This window comes from Lacrimispora xylanolytica, assembly GCF_026723765.1.
Taxonomy (GTDB): Bacteria; Bacillota; Clostridia; order Lachnospirales; family Lachnospiraceae; genus Lacrimispora; species Lacrimispora xylanolytica.
This window is the reverse complement of the sequence record NZ_CP113524.1, coordinates 932925-947774: the sequence shown is the minus strand read 5'-3', so window position 1 is coordinate 947774 and position 14850 is coordinate 932925. Positions and strand designations below refer to the sequence as shown.

Sequence of the window (14850 nt, the reverse complement as noted above, 5' to 3'; positions counted from 1 at the left end):
TGAAATAATGGCATATGAAGTAACTCAAAAAGACCTGGATTTATTAAAACAAGGCACCCAGGAAATTTATTTAAAAGTAGAGTTAATGGACTCGACTTTTAAAACGCTTGATTCCCTGGAAGGACAAATCATAAATGACAGCTACAGCCAGGACAGCGAATCCATACAGCGCAGAAGCTACCAATTTGATCTGGTGGTATTAAACTCTTCCTTTATTATTGGGAAGGATAAAAAAATATGGCTGGACAAACGTCTGCGGGTCTTCTACGGTATCAAATCCGTAAAGACAAAAGAAATCATCTGGTATCAACTGGGAGTATTCTGCTATCTGAGCATGAAGTACTCCTTTTCAAATACCGAAAAAAAGCTATCCGTCTCCTGCGGGGACTTAATGTCCCTATACGATGGCACTTTAAATGGTCATCTCCATGGATACGGCTCCTCCAACAACGCCCCGGACTATGCCGTTCAAAACTTAACCATACCAGCCGGGGAGGATATCCGGGCTTCTGTCATTGCAACCATGAAGTCAGCAGGAATCGAAAAATACATTGTTGAGGACATTGGAAAGCCAATTCCCTATGACTTGACCTTTGCAACCGGAAGCACATACGCTGACATCTGGCAAAAAATCCGGGATCTATACGATTCCTGGGAATTTTATTTTGATGCAGACGGAACCTTTATCTGGCGTCAGATTCCCACCTGCTTAGAAGACCCGGTCATATTAAACGATAGGGTCATGCAGAATATCGTAGTAAATGAAAATGCCGATTCCAAATTTGACGGAATCTTTAATGTCACTGAAGTATGGGGCAAGGTATTAACACTGGAGCAGGAAGACCGATACGCAGACACTTCCAGCTACACAAACAATACGTATGGGATTAACCTAAGCATGTACACAGCATGGGACAGCGTAGATAACCTGGCCCAGCTGGCATTTAAAGCAAGCGACGACAATCTAGCTGCTCCAAACTTTACAATCAACAACTTCTCTCCCGCCATTCCGATTTATGATGGTGATGGAAATCCATTAAAGCCAGGGGTGCTTAAAAAGGATAATATTTACGTCTTCCGTTACCGACGTCTCACGCCTGACCAAACCGCCTTGTTCCTACTAGGACAATTTCAGTGCTATGGAAGATACGTAGAGGAATCACCGGATTGTCCCTACTCAGTGAAAAATATTGGTTATGAAATTTCACAGTCAGTGGATTACGGTAATTTAAGTGACGATGCCGCCTGCTACAATCAGGCAGAATATTTAACCTATAAGTCAACCGCCATGTTGGATACCATAAATTTAAGTACCTTAGTGGTCCCCTGGCTGGAAGTAAACACAAAACTAGAATACACTCCCAGATACAACAAAGAAACCAGCCAGTATATAGTTAAAAATCTAAGCTGGTCAATCGGTGACGGAACAATGAGTATGACTCTTTATAAGTTTTTAGAGAGCTATTCCTATGTATATGGGAGAAAAAAGAAAGGAGCTATTTAAGTGAGCTATTCAGAATACCCACATAGTAAATTCCCAGAAACAATCTGCGACCTGCCAAACATGCAGGACGCCTCTGCCACCCTTCGCCCTGTGATTGAACAGTATAATGAGGCGTGGATGAACAATGATACGGACAAAATGGCTGCGCTGACAAATCAGTATCCAAATTTGACAAAATCATTATTTAATGCAGATAAATTCAACGTCCTGCTGGACGGAGTCAAGGCAACACAGAAGTTCTTTAAAGAAGAAGTCGATGAAATGATTCTAACAGTTGCTCAGAAAACAGTTGGGATTAATGATTCAGCGGAGGGTGAGGACAAGAAGAGAAATGCTTACTCCGCAGAAAAAACTGATTATTTAACCGGCGTTACCATTGCAACCGATATTGAAATACCAGTAGGTGCATGGGATGAGAATTTAACTTATACTTATTCATCTGATAAGATTCTGGAAAATGACAGAGTGAATGTGTTTTTTAACTCTGACAGCATGTTCCATGCTTCTAAGGCATTCATTGTTGTGAAAGAAAATACCGGCGCAGGGAACTTTGTATTAAAGGCAAATAAGCTGCCAAAAAGTGCATTGACTATTAGAGAAATTGAGGTGATGAGAAAAGATGGCTAAATATGGCGTAACTAATGCTGCAGGCGGAGGTGGAATCGGATCCGATGAGGTCTCCGTTACTAAAGAATATGTATTAAATGGCAAAACTTATGTTGGCTCTGATACCGATGATGAAATAGGAATTGGTAAGATGGTAAACAATGGAACTACTGCAAATCAAAGTCTGAATGCAGGTAACTCTATTAATATAAAAAAAGGTTATCACGCACAAGATTTTACCGTAACTGCAAATAGTCTAGCCAGTCAGACTTCTGCTACTGCACTTACAAATGAAATAATTGGAGGTAAAACTGCATGGGTCAATGGTAAAAAGATCACTGGTACCATTCCAATTCAAAATGCAGATACGGATGGTGATCGCGTTTGGGCCACCAATGCATCAAACTGGGCTGGAACATTTAATGTCGGTGTGCGAAATGGTTATTATCTTAACGGTGTAAACTGGGTTCGATATGACGTGCCTACATTTCGTCCGGAAAATATAAAAAAGGGCGTTAATATCGGCGGGGTAATTGGTACATGGGAAGGTTGGGTTCCAACTCCTCAGGATTTATATTTGACAGGAAATAACTATGCTAGATGGTATACGGATTATAATACAGGAGCAGAAGATATACTTATTTTTGACTCTGGACAAATCACATATGAAGCGGCATGGAAAAAAAGTTTAGATATAAAAACAACAAATACAATTAATTTAGCAGGATATTCAAAATTAATATGTGAGGGATCATTTAATTTCCAAACAGGTGTACAAGCAGAAAATTCAGCAAGTATGAGAATTTATTATACAAAAGATTTGGGTAAAACATGGACTCAAATTGGAGTTATATACCTTAGTCAGTTTACAACTCATACTTATGTTGAAATTCCATTTACACCACAAGCTATAACATATCCAATACGACTTGTAATAAGCGAAAATTTTGGTAATTTAGGAGGTAGAGTAAACGGTTCAATACGAAGAATTAGGTTGTCCTGATAGATATTACAAAAATATTGGAGTGATTACTTAAATGCCTATTCTTACATATATTAAATGGTGGAACGCCCAATCAAGGTAGGCTCTTCATAATAGCTATAAAAGAAGTCGGGGATGCGGACAATTTCATGAACAGGCTAAGCGAGTCTGTGAAAGTTTTTCTGTAAATAGTTTTTTTAAAGGCCTTTTATGATAAAATATCAATCATAGGAGGCCTTTATTATGGTAAGACAAAAGAGATCAGTGCACAAAGTACAAATGACAGATATAAAACGTAACTTCATCAGCATCAGTTACTTGAGGAGTATGATATTATATCTGTTCAGAATATTAAGAATGCTATTTTCTCAGATAAAGATGCCTCCACTAATATTGCCTCATCGTTATCTTATTTTTAATACACATAGAAACGTTATCGTTGTTAGATACCCACTTTCCCATCAAACACCTCATCCAGGTCCTTCACAATCCCTTCATCAATCATCCCCATCCCCGCCATATTCCCAAGCACCTTCATCGCTTCTCCATGAGCCATCCCCTTCCGATAAGGCCTCTCTTCCGTAAGCGCCTGATAAATATCAAGACACCCCATCAGCCGCGAATTAAAATCAAGCTCCTCCCCTTTCTTCCCAAACGGATACCCCTTCCCATTCAGCTTCTCATGATGATTCGCCGCCCATTCCGTAATATCCTCAAATCCACTGATCTTCTCAAGGGCAACCCTGGTATAATACACATGTTTTTTCACAACCTTAAATTCCTTATCCGTAAGCGCCCTTGGACAATCCAAAATACTATTAGGCACCGCTAACTTCCCCAGGTCATGTAAATCAGCTGCTATGATTAATTTTGTCCTCTCCTCCTCATCCTTCCCATAAAAATCCGCCATTGCTGCTGCTTTTTCCGCGAGCCCACTGGAATGACGTTTCGTAAAATGAGACTTGGAGTCAATGATTCTGGAAAAAATCTTAGTAATCTTCTGAATTTCTTCAAAGGATAGCTGACAATCAAACTCAGGTATCTCATCAGATAGAGCTTTCCCCACATTCTCATCCGCCATCTTCTCCCAAATAGATAAATCCTCCGCCATCTTACGAAGTGCAATTCCCAAGTCCTTAGAGAACACTATGCCTTCCTCTTGTTCAATCCATTGTACCAGTACATCCTTCCCATTCCCTGCTTCATCCGGCTGATATCTGTCCTCAAATCCATCTGCCGCTGCAATAATCTGAGAAATTAAAGGAATTTCATCTCCACTTAATCCATAGAATCCGCTTCCGTTATACCTTTCATGATGATAAAGAATCACATTTTCAGGAGCTGTAAGAAAAGGATACCCCTTAACATTCTTCTCTCCAATCACACAATGGGCCTTTGACCGTTCAAAATCATTAACCGAAAAATCTTCTCCCGCCGAAACCTCATATAAACTGGATTCACTTAATCCATTGTCATGAAGCATAGCCAAAGCTGCCGTATCATATAGTTCTTCTTTTGATAATCCCAATTCTCTGGCAATGTATAAAGAAATAAATGCCGTTCTTTTCCCGTGATTCGATTGTCTCCCCAACCGATCCATTTCCACAAAATCCAGTGCAAAAGAAACGGAAATCAAAAATTCATTTAAGCTGAATCTCATTATTATTATCCTCTCTCTCTTCGTATCATGTCGTAGCTAAAATGCCAAAAAAGGATGCTATACTTTTGTAAAAATCATGCCATCGTGTACAAAATACAGTTCTTCCCATACATAAAATACAATGGGCACCAATCTAATTTTATCAATAAAAAGAATAATGTCAACTATCTCCAATATTCTAAACCACTTAGAACATCAAATCTATACTTTAATTCTATTACCCTTTCTCATCATCATTCAAAAAAATCCCCCCATCAAATACAAAAAATTCTTCTTCCAGCCATTCTCTGATATCCCTAAAAAAACTTACAGGAATCGCCCCCGGTGATTCTATCATCCAGCAACAATTCCTGTAAACGTTCACTTTATCATACTAATAAATTAAGCCCCTTAATGAGGAGATTCCCTTATCTCATGTACCTTAATATTCTAGTTCATGTAGTTTTTTTTCTCCGTTTAGATTAATAATACCTGCCTGGAATTCTGGTCTTTTTACTTCCTTTGACTTCATTCCCCAAATATTTAGCCCCATGCCCAAAGCAAAGAGACCAATAAAAACAATAAGCTGCGAGAGTTGATTCCTGTTTGCCAGGATAACAAAAATTCCATAGGCTGCAATTAAAGTAATCGGAATACCCAGAACAAAATAAGGAAATTTTCTAATCATTTTTTTATCCCCCTCGTATTATTTGATAATTTGATTATACCACAAAATACTGTTAAAATATGTTAATTTTCTTCCATTTGTCACCAGACAGCCATAAAACTAATGAAAAAGAAATAAATCGGTTGTTATTTTCCTTCTGCTTCGGTATAATGAAAAGAAACAAGTCTATATCACATCTAATTCTAATATCACTTCTTAATCCTTCTATTTTATTTAAAGGATTAACACATCTTCATTCGTTGTAAATCTGCTTAAAGCAATTTACATACATCATATCTAAGGAGGTATACTATGGTATACGAATCATTTCTTGAAACCATCAAACAATCCCTGAAAGAACGTCTTGGCTCTGAATATACTCTAAACATTCAGCCCATAACAAAGAACAATGGATTAAGCCTGGACGGAATCTGCATCGGAAGAACCGGAGAAAAAGCTGCTCCCACCATCTACTTAAATCAATTTTACAACTGTCATATGGAGGGTGTCCCAATTGACGAGATAATTAACGATATTCTACTGCTCTATCAGACAAACAAGCTGCCAGATGAAGTCCATCTTAACGATCTCACTTCACCTGACCATATAAAAAGCCGTGTTATTTACCGCTTAATCAATGAATCCGCCAATCAGGCACAGCTTTCCCAAATCCCCCACATCTCATATCCAGCACTTGATTTATGTCTTGTTTTTAGCATCTATGTACATGAAGCCCAGGACAATCTTCTAACAGCCCTCATTCTAAATAGCCATTTAAAAACCTGGAATCTATCATTTGGTGAGCTGCAAGAGGCTGCAAAACTCAATACTCCCCGTCTGTTTCCAGCTCGAATCCGGTCACTTTCTGAGGTCATAAAGGATATCGCTATAAAATCTTCCCAGGAAGAAATATGCGAAGATGATCTTCTGGACTTTTTTGATACAGAGCCCCTTTCTCCTCCCATGTACGTTCTCTCCAACCACACCGGAATCAGTGGTGCCGCCTGCATGTTTTATGAAGATATATTAAAAGACTTCGCAGCATGCACCGACAGTGATCTAATCATTCTGCCCTCCAGCATTCACGAAGTCCTGATCATTCCTAACAGTAAAAACGTTTCTATCGAAGAGCTGGCTGAAACCGTATTTGCTATCAACCAGGAAGAGGTCCCGGTAGAAGACCGTTTATCCAATCACATCTATTTCTATTCCAGAAGTACGGACCAGCTGTCTGTTGCCTTTACTTCTTCTGTATCAATCGGAACAAAGAATCCATAATGAAAATCGCCATAGCAATCGCACCTGAGATCTGCAGCGTCTGAACCAGATAATGACTGGAAAGCTCCGGATCATTGCTTATTACATAGGAAACACTCCTGTAAATAGAAGCTCCAGGCACAGAAGGCAGAATACCTGCCACTAAGAAGACTGTGACTGGGGCTTTAAAAATGCGGGCCGATACATGGCTTGCCAGAGCAACCAAAAGCGTGGATAAAAATGCCGCAGCTGTGACCGAGCCTGCTGCGGTGTCCACCAAAAGATAGGAAAGCCAGCCTGCAGCACCAATTCCTCCTGCTAAAACCACATACTTCTTCGGCAGCTCCAAAACCAGAGCAAAGCTGATAACCGCAAAGAACGCACCAATTGTCTGCATTACCATAGTTGTCCTCCCATAAACTGAAAGAGCCTGATTCCAGCACCTACCCCTGCTGCCACGGAAAGCGCGATGACCACTGCCTCCATCATTCTGGCTGTTCCTGAAGCATAGTCTCCATTTAAGGTATCCCGAATCGCAGTGGTAAATATAACCCCTGGAACCAATGGCATTATGGCTCCAATAATAATGATATCACTTCTGATTCCTGGCAGCAGGAGCTTTTCCACGGACAAAGCAGTAAATGCAATTAAAAATGCGCTGATTCCATTCATGCAAAAATCATTGAGCTTAAGACGGCTGGATACCTCCATCGCAACAGCAAGAACCGCTCCGGTTATGGCTGCTGCTAAAAAGTCCCTGCCTCCTCCTCCCAGCAACAGAGTAAAAAATACAGAGACCCCAACAATACCCGCATCCTTTAGCCATCTGCTATACTGCATCGTGGTTCGAATTTCTTTCAGTTTCCTATATGCTTCTTCCACCGTAATTCGGTCTTCACATAGCTTTCTTGATACATCATTTACCAGATACACTCTGTTTAAGTTGGTGGATCTCCCAGTCACTCTCCTGGCAACTGTAATTGCCTCAATGGAAGGGTCATTGAGAGAAGCAAAAATACCTGTAGAAAAAACAATTGCCTCAGACGTCTCCCGCCCCGCTTTTCTCAAAATATGGTCAATGGTATTTTCCACACGGAAAATTTCCGCACCGCTTATCAACATAATTTCACCTGCCAGTACGGCAGTTTCCACAAGCAGTTTATCATTCATTCATGGATTCCTCAATGTTAAGTTTATAAGATAAGACTTCCAATCTGAAATACCAGTACAGCGGCTCCCCAGGCAATAAAAATCTGAAAGAGAACCATACCAATCGTCCAGCTTAAAGAGCCGGTTTCCTTCTTAATTGTTGCAACTGCAGCAATACAGGGAGAGTAAAGCAGGCAAAAGATCATGAACGCATAAGCATTCACACCATTAAAACCAAAGCTTCCAAGGCTTCCAAGCAGATTGCTCATTCCTGCTGCCGAGTTTATATTGTTGACACCAAATAAAACAGAAAAGCTGGATACTACTACCTCTTTGGCAGAAAGCCCTGAGATGAGTGCTACAGCGATTCTCCAGTCTCCAAGTCCTGCCGGTCGAAGCACAGGCACAAGAGTACGCCCGATCATAGCTGCAAAGCTATTTTCCACATCTGTAACGAAACCAGACGGACCTCCATTTAATACGAACCACAAAACAATGGTAGCAAGAAATATAGTTGTTCCCGCTTTGCTTAAGTAATCCTTTACCTTATCCCATACATAAATCCCAATCGTTCTTCCATTGGGAGCTTTGTATTCCGGAAGCTCGATAAGAAGTACGTCTTCCTCTCCCCTTCCTAGCAGACGGCGGGATCCAAAAGCAATACCAATGGCAACTAAAAGTCCCACCAAATAAAGAGAATAGGCGACCATCAATGCATGATCCGGAAAAAACATTTCAGAAAATAGCACGTAAATAGGCAGCCTGGCTGAGCATGACATAAAAGGCGTAATAAGAATGGTTCTCTTTCTGTCCCTCTCACTTGGAAGGGCTCTGGCTGCCATAACAGCTGGCACGGTACAGCCAAATCCAAGAAGCATAGGAAGAAATGCTTTGCCAGACAATCCCACCCGTCCCATAATTTCATTCATGACATAAGCCACTCTTGCCATATATCCGCTGTCCTCCAAAAAGGCCAACGCCAGAAACAGGATAAATATATTGGGCAGGAATGTAAGGATACCTCCAACACCGGCTATGATTCCATCCACCACCAATGAAGTAATCCAGCCAGAAGCGTGAATCCCAATCATAAGCTGTCTTATGAACACAGAAACATAATCAAGGGCAATCTCAAAATATCCCTTAAGAAAATCTCCCACCGTAAATGTGAGAAAGAAAACAAGTGCCATGATTCCAAGAAAAATAGGTACTCCCAGAATCGGATGTGTCATAAACCGGTCGGCAGCATCCGTTCGCTGCGCTCCCTGTTCTTTTTTAACAAGACATGCTTTTATTATTTCCTCAATGCGGTTATATTTCTGGCTGATAATCTCCTTTTCATAGTTCTGGTCAATCATATGGTCCAGCTGAATCGGATGCTCCGTCATAATCTTTTCATCATGCTCTAAATACTTTATAGCATACCATCTTATATTATCCAGGCTTTTATCATTGGCTTTTAAAATGGTTTGTATTTTTGATATCTTATTTTCAATTTTAGGAGTATAAGTGACTACCGGTACTTTCTGCGGATTCTTATTCGGATTAACCACTGCGGATAAAAGTTCTTTTAGCCCGCTCCGGTTTCTTGCAGAAACAGCTGCCACTGAAATTCCACCAAGCATATCAGACAGCTTAGGGAGGTTTATTTCCATTCCCCTCTCTTCCACAATATCTATCATATTTAATGCAAGTACCACAGGAATATTAAGCTCCAATAACTGAAGCGTGAGATATAAATTTCTCTCCAGAGACGAAGCATCTAAAACGTTAACAATAACGTCAACCTCACCATCTTCCAGGCACTTTCTTGTTACCTTCTCTTCTAAGGTATAGCAGGACAGGCTGTAAATTCCAGGCGTGTCAATGACACGTATGGGAATGCCTTTATAACTGGTCATTCCTTCCATTCGTTCAACCGTAACTCCCGGCCAGTTAGCCACCTTTAATCTGGCTCCCGTAAATGCATTAAATAAAGTGGTTTTTCCACAGTTTGGGTTTCCCACAAATCCAACGCGTATTTCCTGGTTACCGTCATTCATGGCTGGCTGCCTCCCTTATTTCAATTCCCTCTGATATCTTTCTACCCAGTGCAAGCCTGGTACCCCTTACCTTAATAATTACAGTACCGCTTCCCTTTTTATTCATCAGAGTTATGGGTGTCAGCTCCGTGACCCCCAGGGCTTCCAGCCGCCTCGTAATCGCATCCTTAACCATAACGCTGTACACAATATATGTCTTCCCAATTTCTCCTTCATGCAGCTTCATGATTATCTCCTCTGGATGCCACACTTTAACTTCCTGGCATCCATAGAGATTTTACTATTACTGAGAAACAATGTCAATGGCGGTTACTTGTACAATTTATTAACCTTTTAGTCATCAATCTCCTGAAGCATCTTCTTTATCTGAACCATTCGGTCACGCAGCTTTGCCGCCTCCTCGAAGTTTAACTCTGCAGCAGCCTGATGCATCTTTTTGGTGAGCTCCTTGGAAAGCTTCTCCAGTTCCTTGGCATCCATAGACTCCGGATCTTTCTTAAAGTCCTTCTCATCTTCAATCGCAGCTTTTGAAATGGCAATGAGATCCCGGACGGATTTTTTAATGGTAGTTGGAGTAATTCCATGTTCTTCATTATACTGCTGCTGGATTGCCCTTCTTCGGTTGGTCTCTTCAATTGCCACACGCATGGAATCGGTAATGTGGTCCGCATACATGATGACATGGCCTTCCGAGTTTCTGGCCGCACGTCCAACGGTCTGAATGAGTGAGGTTTCCGAGCGCAGGAATCCCTCTTTATCTGCATCAAGAATGGCAACCAGAGTAATTTCAGGAATATCGAGTCCTTCTCTTAGAAGGTTGATTCCAACCAGAACATCAAACACATCAAGACGCATATCCCGAATGATTTCCGAACGCTCCAAGGTATCAATATCCGAGTGGAGGTACTTTATCCGAATGCCAATTTCCCTCATATAATCAGTCAAATCTTCTGCCATACGTTTGGTCAGCGTGGTAATGAGTATCTTGTTCTTCTTCGCAATTTCCTTGTTGACCTCAGATACAAGATCATCAATCTGGCCTTCCACCGGTCTAACATCGATTTCCGGATCCAAAAGTCCGGTAGGACGTATGATCTGCTCCACCCGCAATAATTCATGCTCTGCCTCATAAACAGAAGGAGTCGCCGATACAAACAGCATCTGATTGATTTTTGATTCAAACTCCTGAAAATTAAGAGGGCGGTTATCCAAAGCAGAAGGAAGCCGGAAGCCATAATTGACAAGAGTGGTCTTCCTGGACCGGTCTCCTGCATACATTCCTCTGACCTGAGGAAGTGTAATATGGGATTCATCAATCATAATCAGGAAATCATCGGAGAAATAGTCAATCAGGGTACAGGGTGGCTCTCCCTCCTGACTTCCCGTCAAATGTCTGGAATAGTTCTCAATTCCGGAACAGAAACCAGTTTCCTTCATCATCTCCACATCAAAATTGGTCCGTTCCGAAATTCTCTGAGCTTCTAACAGCTTGTCTTCACTTTTAAAATGAGAAACCTGCTCTTTAAGCTCTAAAAGAATCGCTTCCGCAGCACGCTCCATCTTATCCCTGGAGACTACATAATGAGAGGCAGGAAAGATAGCGATATGACCAAGCTCTGCCCGGATCTCTCCCGTTAGAGTATCAATTTCCGTGATTCTCTCCACTTCGTCTCCGAAAAATTCTATGCGGTATGCTTCACTTCCCGAATAAGCTGGGAAAACCTCCAAAACATCTCCCCTCACCCGGAAGGTACCGCGCCTGAAATCCATATCATTCCTGTCATATTGGATTTCAATCAGCTTATGAATTACCTCATCCCGATCCTTTATCATTCCAGGTCTTAAAGAAATAACCATCTCCTTATAATCGATGGGGCTTCCAAGACCATAAATACAGGACACGGAAGCAACAATAATTACATCCTCCCGCTCAGAAAGAGCCGCTGTTGCGGAATGTCGCAGCTTATCAATCTCATCGTTAATGGCAGAATCCTTTTCGATGTAGGTATCTGTAGAAGGAACATAAGCTTCCGGCTGATAATAATCATAATAAGATACAAAATACTCCACTGCATTTTCCGGGAAGAACTCCTTGAATTCTCCATACAGCTGTGCCGCCAGAGTCTTATTATGGGCAATAATCAGAGTTGGCTTCTGAATTCTTTGAATGACATTGGCCATGGTAAACGTCTTACCTGAGCCTGTAACACCAAGCAATGTCTGAAACTGATTGCCCTCCTCAAATCCTTTTACCAGCTTTTCAATGGCCTGCGGCTGGTCACCAGTAGGGGCATATTCTGAATGTAGTTTAAACTCCATAATGTTTCACCTCCAAAATCTCTTAATGCCAATTATATCATAGCCATAACAAAATGTATAGGCAAAAAGAACATCAGTTCTTTATAGAAAATTTCCATATATCTTTCAGAATCTCCCAGTCCTGATACAAATATTCCATTCTTTCTTTTGGATTGCAATTCATACCGGTTTGATATATGATACTATTCATATAGATTAACAGCAGGAGGACTTTTTATGTACAGCTTTAATAACGATTACAGCGAAGGCGCACACCCAAAGATACTGGAAGCCATGATCCAGGCTAACTTAATCCAGAATGGAGGATACGGCCTTGATGACCACTGCAGCCATGCCAGAGAACTCATCCGTGAGGAAATTGGACAAATAGATAGTGACATTCATTTTATCACAGGTGGTACCCAGACCAACTTAATAACCATAGCAGCGGCTCTCCGCCCCTGGCAGGCTGTGATCTCAACAGATAAGGGACACATCAATGTGCATGAAACCGGCGCCATTGAAGCCACAGGGCATAAGGTCATTGCCATGCCAAGTAACGATGGCAAGCTGACTCCCGCTGATATTTTAAAGGCTCTGGAGGACCATACCACAGAGCATATGGTACAGCCTAAAATGGTCTACATCTCAAACTCTACAGAAATAGGAACTCAATATACCAAAGCTGAATTAGAGTCCCTTCATCATATCTGCCGCCAGAAAGATTTATATCTGTTCCTTGACGGTGCACGTTTAGGCTCTGCCCTGACAAGCCCAATCAACGACGTAACAATTTCCGATATTGCAAAACTTACCGATGCATTTTATATTGGAGGAACCAAAAATGGCGCCCTCTTTGGGGAAGCCCTCATTATCCTTCATAAAGATTTAAAGCAGGACTTGCGTTTTCTTATAAAGCAGCGTGGCGCAATGATGGCAAAAGGCTGGCTTCTTGGAATCCAGTTTGAGGAGCTGTTTCAAAATAACCTTTTCTATGACCTGGCTGCACATGCCAATGAGATGGCGACCCTGTTGCGAGATGGTATTTCTTCCTGTGGTTTCTCCTTTTATTCAGACTCCATGACTAACCAGCTCTTTCCCATTTTTCCTGATAAATTGATTGAAAAGCTTGAAAAGGATTTTCTATTTTCCATTCAGGAACGCTTTGATAACAACCACTCTGCCATCCGACTGGTTACTTCATGGGCAACCAAAGAAGAGGCCTGCAGAGAATTTATCAAGACACTAAAAGACAATATTCAGGAATAATCCCTTTCTGCTGGGTATCTCACAATATACTTCTTACCATAATACAAGACTATAACACGAAAGCCTCCTGAATTGGCACTTCACCGAACCAGGAGGCTTATTTTACATATTATATTTCATTTTATATCCATTCTTATTTCAGAGCTTTGATGGCTTCCATAAGCTGGTTATCTTCCTCATGCTCAATTTTAATCTTGGTCTTTAATTCTTCCTTTAATTCCACAGGTACATCAGGCTCTAAGCCCTTTTTGTGAAGATCAAAACCATTGGGTGTATAATAATGAGCAACTGTCATCTTAATGGCAGTTCCTTTATCCAGAGGGAATAATGTCTGCACAATTCCCTTACCAAACGTCTTTGTTCCCACCAGTTTGGCTCTTCCATAATCCTTTAATGCACCGGAAAATACCTCGGAAGCACTGGCTGACTGACCATTGACTAAAACAGCCATCGGTACATCGATCTGGTGGCCGTCCTTGGCATAATACTGCTCGCCCTTGCCATTTTTATCAGCCATATAAACAAGAAGTGTCTTATCCTTCTTCTTTCTTACAAGGTTTGGATCTCCCTTAATTTCCAGATTGTCAGGAAGAATATAATCCAACATGGAAACTACAGAGTCCACAATTCCTCCTGGATTATTTCTTAAGTCCACCACCAGCTTTTTCATTCCCTGTTTTTCTAGGTCATCAATGGCAGCCTTGAACTGGTCGGCTGTCACTGAATCGAACTGGCTTACGGAAATATATCCTACTTTATCAGCAAGCATTTCATGCTCAACCGTAGGAACGGTAATCTGCCGGCGCTCCATTGTCATATCAATGTATTTCCCTGTATCTTTACGGAGAACAGTAATGGTGACCGGTGTTCCTTCTTCCCCTTTAATGTGATCCTTGACTACAAGCTCTAAATCCATGCCTGTTACTTCCTGATCTCCCACCTTATAAAGAAGATCTCCCGGCAAAATACCTGCCTGGGCGCCTGGAGTTCCTTCAAATACCTTGGTTATGGTGATAATGCCAGTTTCAGCACTCTGGCTGACCATGACTCCAATTCCACAATATTCTCCGGACGTATCCTCCTTTAGCTTATTATATTCGTCAGCGGTGTAATAAACCGTATAAGGATCGCCAAGTCCACTTAACATCCCCTTATAGATCCAGTCTTCCACATCGCTGGTGTCTTCGTCAAATAGATAATATTTGTCTATTACTGCCTGAATCGTCTGTATCTTGGAAGTAATCTGATTTAAGTCTAAATTTCCCTGCTGATTTTCTGTCTGGGCTGATTCCGCAGTCTGTCCATTTCCATCAATTGCAGCTTTCCCAATCAGAAATATTCCCAGGGACATTCCTACGATCACGAGGCCTGCTAATGCAGTTAACAGTGCCCCGACCAGGGCACCCTTCCAAAATTTATTTTTACTCTCCACTGTCA

The 14850-nt window shown here is 41.3% G+C and carries 13 protein-coding genes; 5 read left to right on the top strand and 8 right to left on the bottom strand.

The features are described from left to right. Positions 1 to 7 precede the first annotated feature (7 nt). From OW255_RS04575 to OW255_RS04565, 3 genes are read left to right on the top strand one after another with little or no spacing between them, the layout of a single operon-like run. Complete coding sequence (locus OW255_RS04575) at positions 8 to 1504, top strand: DUF5048 domain-containing protein (protein ID WP_268115768.1); 1497 nt, start codon at positions 8 to 10, stop codon at positions 1502 to 1504. Next, the gene (locus OW255_RS04570) at positions 1505 to 2131 is read left to right on the top strand and encodes a hypothetical protein (protein WP_268115767.1); all 627 of its coding nucleotides are present in this window, start codon (positions 1505 to 1507) and stop codon (positions 2129 to 2131) included. It begins immediately after the preceding gene. Further along, positions 2124 to 3113 (top strand): hypothetical protein, encoded by a 990-nt coding sequence (locus OW255_RS04565; protein WP_268115766.1) that lies wholly within the window; start codon positions 2124 to 2126, stop codon positions 3111 to 3113. The genes OW255_RS04570 and OW255_RS04565 overlap by 8 nt, the downstream gene beginning before the upstream one ends. A gap of 421 nt (positions 3114 to 3534) precedes the next feature. Here OW255_RS04565 and OW255_RS04560 read toward each other — a convergent pair whose 3' ends face one another. Further along, positions 3535 to 4752, bottom strand: a complete 1218-nt coding sequence (locus OW255_RS04560; RefSeq protein ID WP_268115765.1) for an HD-GYP domain-containing protein — start codon at positions 4750 to 4752, stop codon at positions 3535 to 3537. Between the two features lie 421 nt (positions 4753 to 5173). Continuing rightward, on the bottom strand, positions 5174 to 5419 hold the full coding sequence (locus OW255_RS04555; RefSeq protein ID WP_024837091.1) for a hypothetical protein: 246 nt from the start codon (positions 5417 to 5419) through the stop codon (positions 5174 to 5176). 291 nt (positions 5420 to 5710) lie between these two features. Between OW255_RS04555 and OW255_RS04550 the strand changes: the two genes are divergently transcribed. After that, on the top strand, positions 5711 to 6676 hold the full coding sequence (locus tag OW255_RS04550; RefSeq protein ID WP_268115763.1) for a DUF5688 family protein: 966 nt from the start codon (positions 5711 to 5713) through the stop codon (positions 6674 to 6676). Here the strand turns inward: OW255_RS04550 and OW255_RS04545 are convergent. From OW255_RS04545 to uvrB, 5 genes are all read right to left on the bottom strand, one after another. Further along, a complete protein-coding gene (locus OW255_RS04545) occupies positions 6639 to 7058 on the bottom strand; it encodes a threonine/serine exporter family protein (RefSeq protein ID WP_024837093.1) in 420 nt (139 codons plus the stop codon). The genes OW255_RS04550 and OW255_RS04545 overlap by 38 nt on opposite strands. Further along, the gene (locus OW255_RS04540) at positions 7052 to 7825 is read right to left on the bottom strand and encodes a threonine/serine exporter family protein (RefSeq protein WP_268115761.1); all 774 of its coding nucleotides are present in this window, start codon (positions 7823 to 7825) and stop codon (positions 7052 to 7054) included. The genes OW255_RS04545 and OW255_RS04540 overlap by 7 nt, the downstream gene beginning before the upstream one ends. A gap of 23 nt (positions 7826 to 7848) precedes the next feature. After that, on the bottom strand, positions 7849 to 9846 hold the full coding sequence (gene feoB, locus OW255_RS04535) for a ferrous iron transport protein B (protein WP_268115760.1): 1998 nt from the start codon (positions 9844 to 9846) through the stop codon (positions 7849 to 7851). After that, a complete protein-coding gene (locus OW255_RS04530) occupies positions 9839 to 10072 on the bottom strand; it encodes a FeoA family protein (RefSeq protein ID WP_024837096.1) in 234 nt (77 codons plus the stop codon). Before OW255_RS04530 ends, feoB begins: the two co-directional genes overlap by 8 nt. A gap of 107 nt (positions 10073 to 10179) precedes the next feature. Next, positions 10180 to 12165: an excinuclease ABC subunit UvrB gene (gene uvrB, locus OW255_RS04525; protein ID WP_268115759.1), complete on the bottom strand. Its 1986-nt coding sequence runs from the start codon at positions 12163 to 12165 to the stop codon at positions 10180 to 10182. A gap of 216 nt (positions 12166 to 12381) precedes the next feature. Between uvrB and OW255_RS04520 the strand changes: the two genes are divergently transcribed. Further along, a complete protein-coding gene (locus OW255_RS04520; RefSeq protein WP_024837098.1) occupies positions 12382 to 13413 on the top strand; it encodes a threonine aldolase family protein in 1032 nt (343 codons plus the stop codon). 133 nt (positions 13414 to 13546) lie between these two features. Here OW255_RS04520 and OW255_RS04515 read toward each other — a convergent pair whose 3' ends face one another. Continuing rightward, a complete protein-coding gene (locus OW255_RS04515) occupies positions 13547 to 14845 on the bottom strand; it encodes a S41 family peptidase (protein WP_035317670.1) in 1299 nt (432 codons plus the stop codon). Between the last annotated feature and the right edge of the window lie 5 nt (positions 14846 to 14850).

Coding starts and splice junctions, on each gene's coding strand:
- OW255_RS04575 (WP_268115768.1), top strand. CDS start 8: ATGGCATATGAAGTAACTCAAAAAGACCTGGATTTATTAAAACAAGGC.
- OW255_RS04565 (WP_268115766.1), top strand. CDS start 2,124: ATGGCTAAATATGGCGTAACTAATGCTGCAGGCGGAGGTGGAATCGGA.
- OW255_RS04560 (WP_268115765.1), bottom strand. CDS start 4,752: ATGAGATTCAGCTTAAATGAATTTTTGATTTCCGTTTCTTTTGCACTG.
- OW255_RS04555 (WP_024837091.1), bottom strand. CDS start 5,419: ATGATTAGAAAATTTCCTTATTTTGTTCTGGGTATTCCGATTACTTTA.
- OW255_RS04550 (WP_268115763.1), top strand. CDS start 5,711: ATGGTATACGAATCATTTCTTGAAACCATCAAACAATCCCTGAAAGAA.
- OW255_RS04545 (WP_024837093.1), bottom strand. CDS start 7,058: ATGGTAATGCAGACAATTGGTGCGTTCTTTGCGGTTATCAGCTTTGCT.
- OW255_RS04540 (WP_268115761.1), bottom strand. CDS start 7,825: ATGAATGATAAACTGCTTGTGGAAACTGCCGTACTGGCAGGTGAAATT.
- feoB (WP_268115760.1), bottom strand. CDS start 9,846: ATGAATGACGGTAACCAGGAAATACGCGTTGGATTTGTGGGAAACCCA.
- OW255_RS04530 (WP_024837096.1), bottom strand. CDS start 10,072: ATGAAGCTGCATGAAGGAGAAATTGGGAAGACATATATTGTGTACAGC.
- uvrB (WP_268115759.1), bottom strand. CDS start 12,165: ATGGAGTTTAAACTACATTCAGAATATGCCCCTACTGGTGACCAGCCG.
- OW255_RS04520 (WP_024837098.1), top strand. CDS start 12,382: ATGTACAGCTTTAATAACGATTACAGCGAAGGCGCACACCCAAAGATA.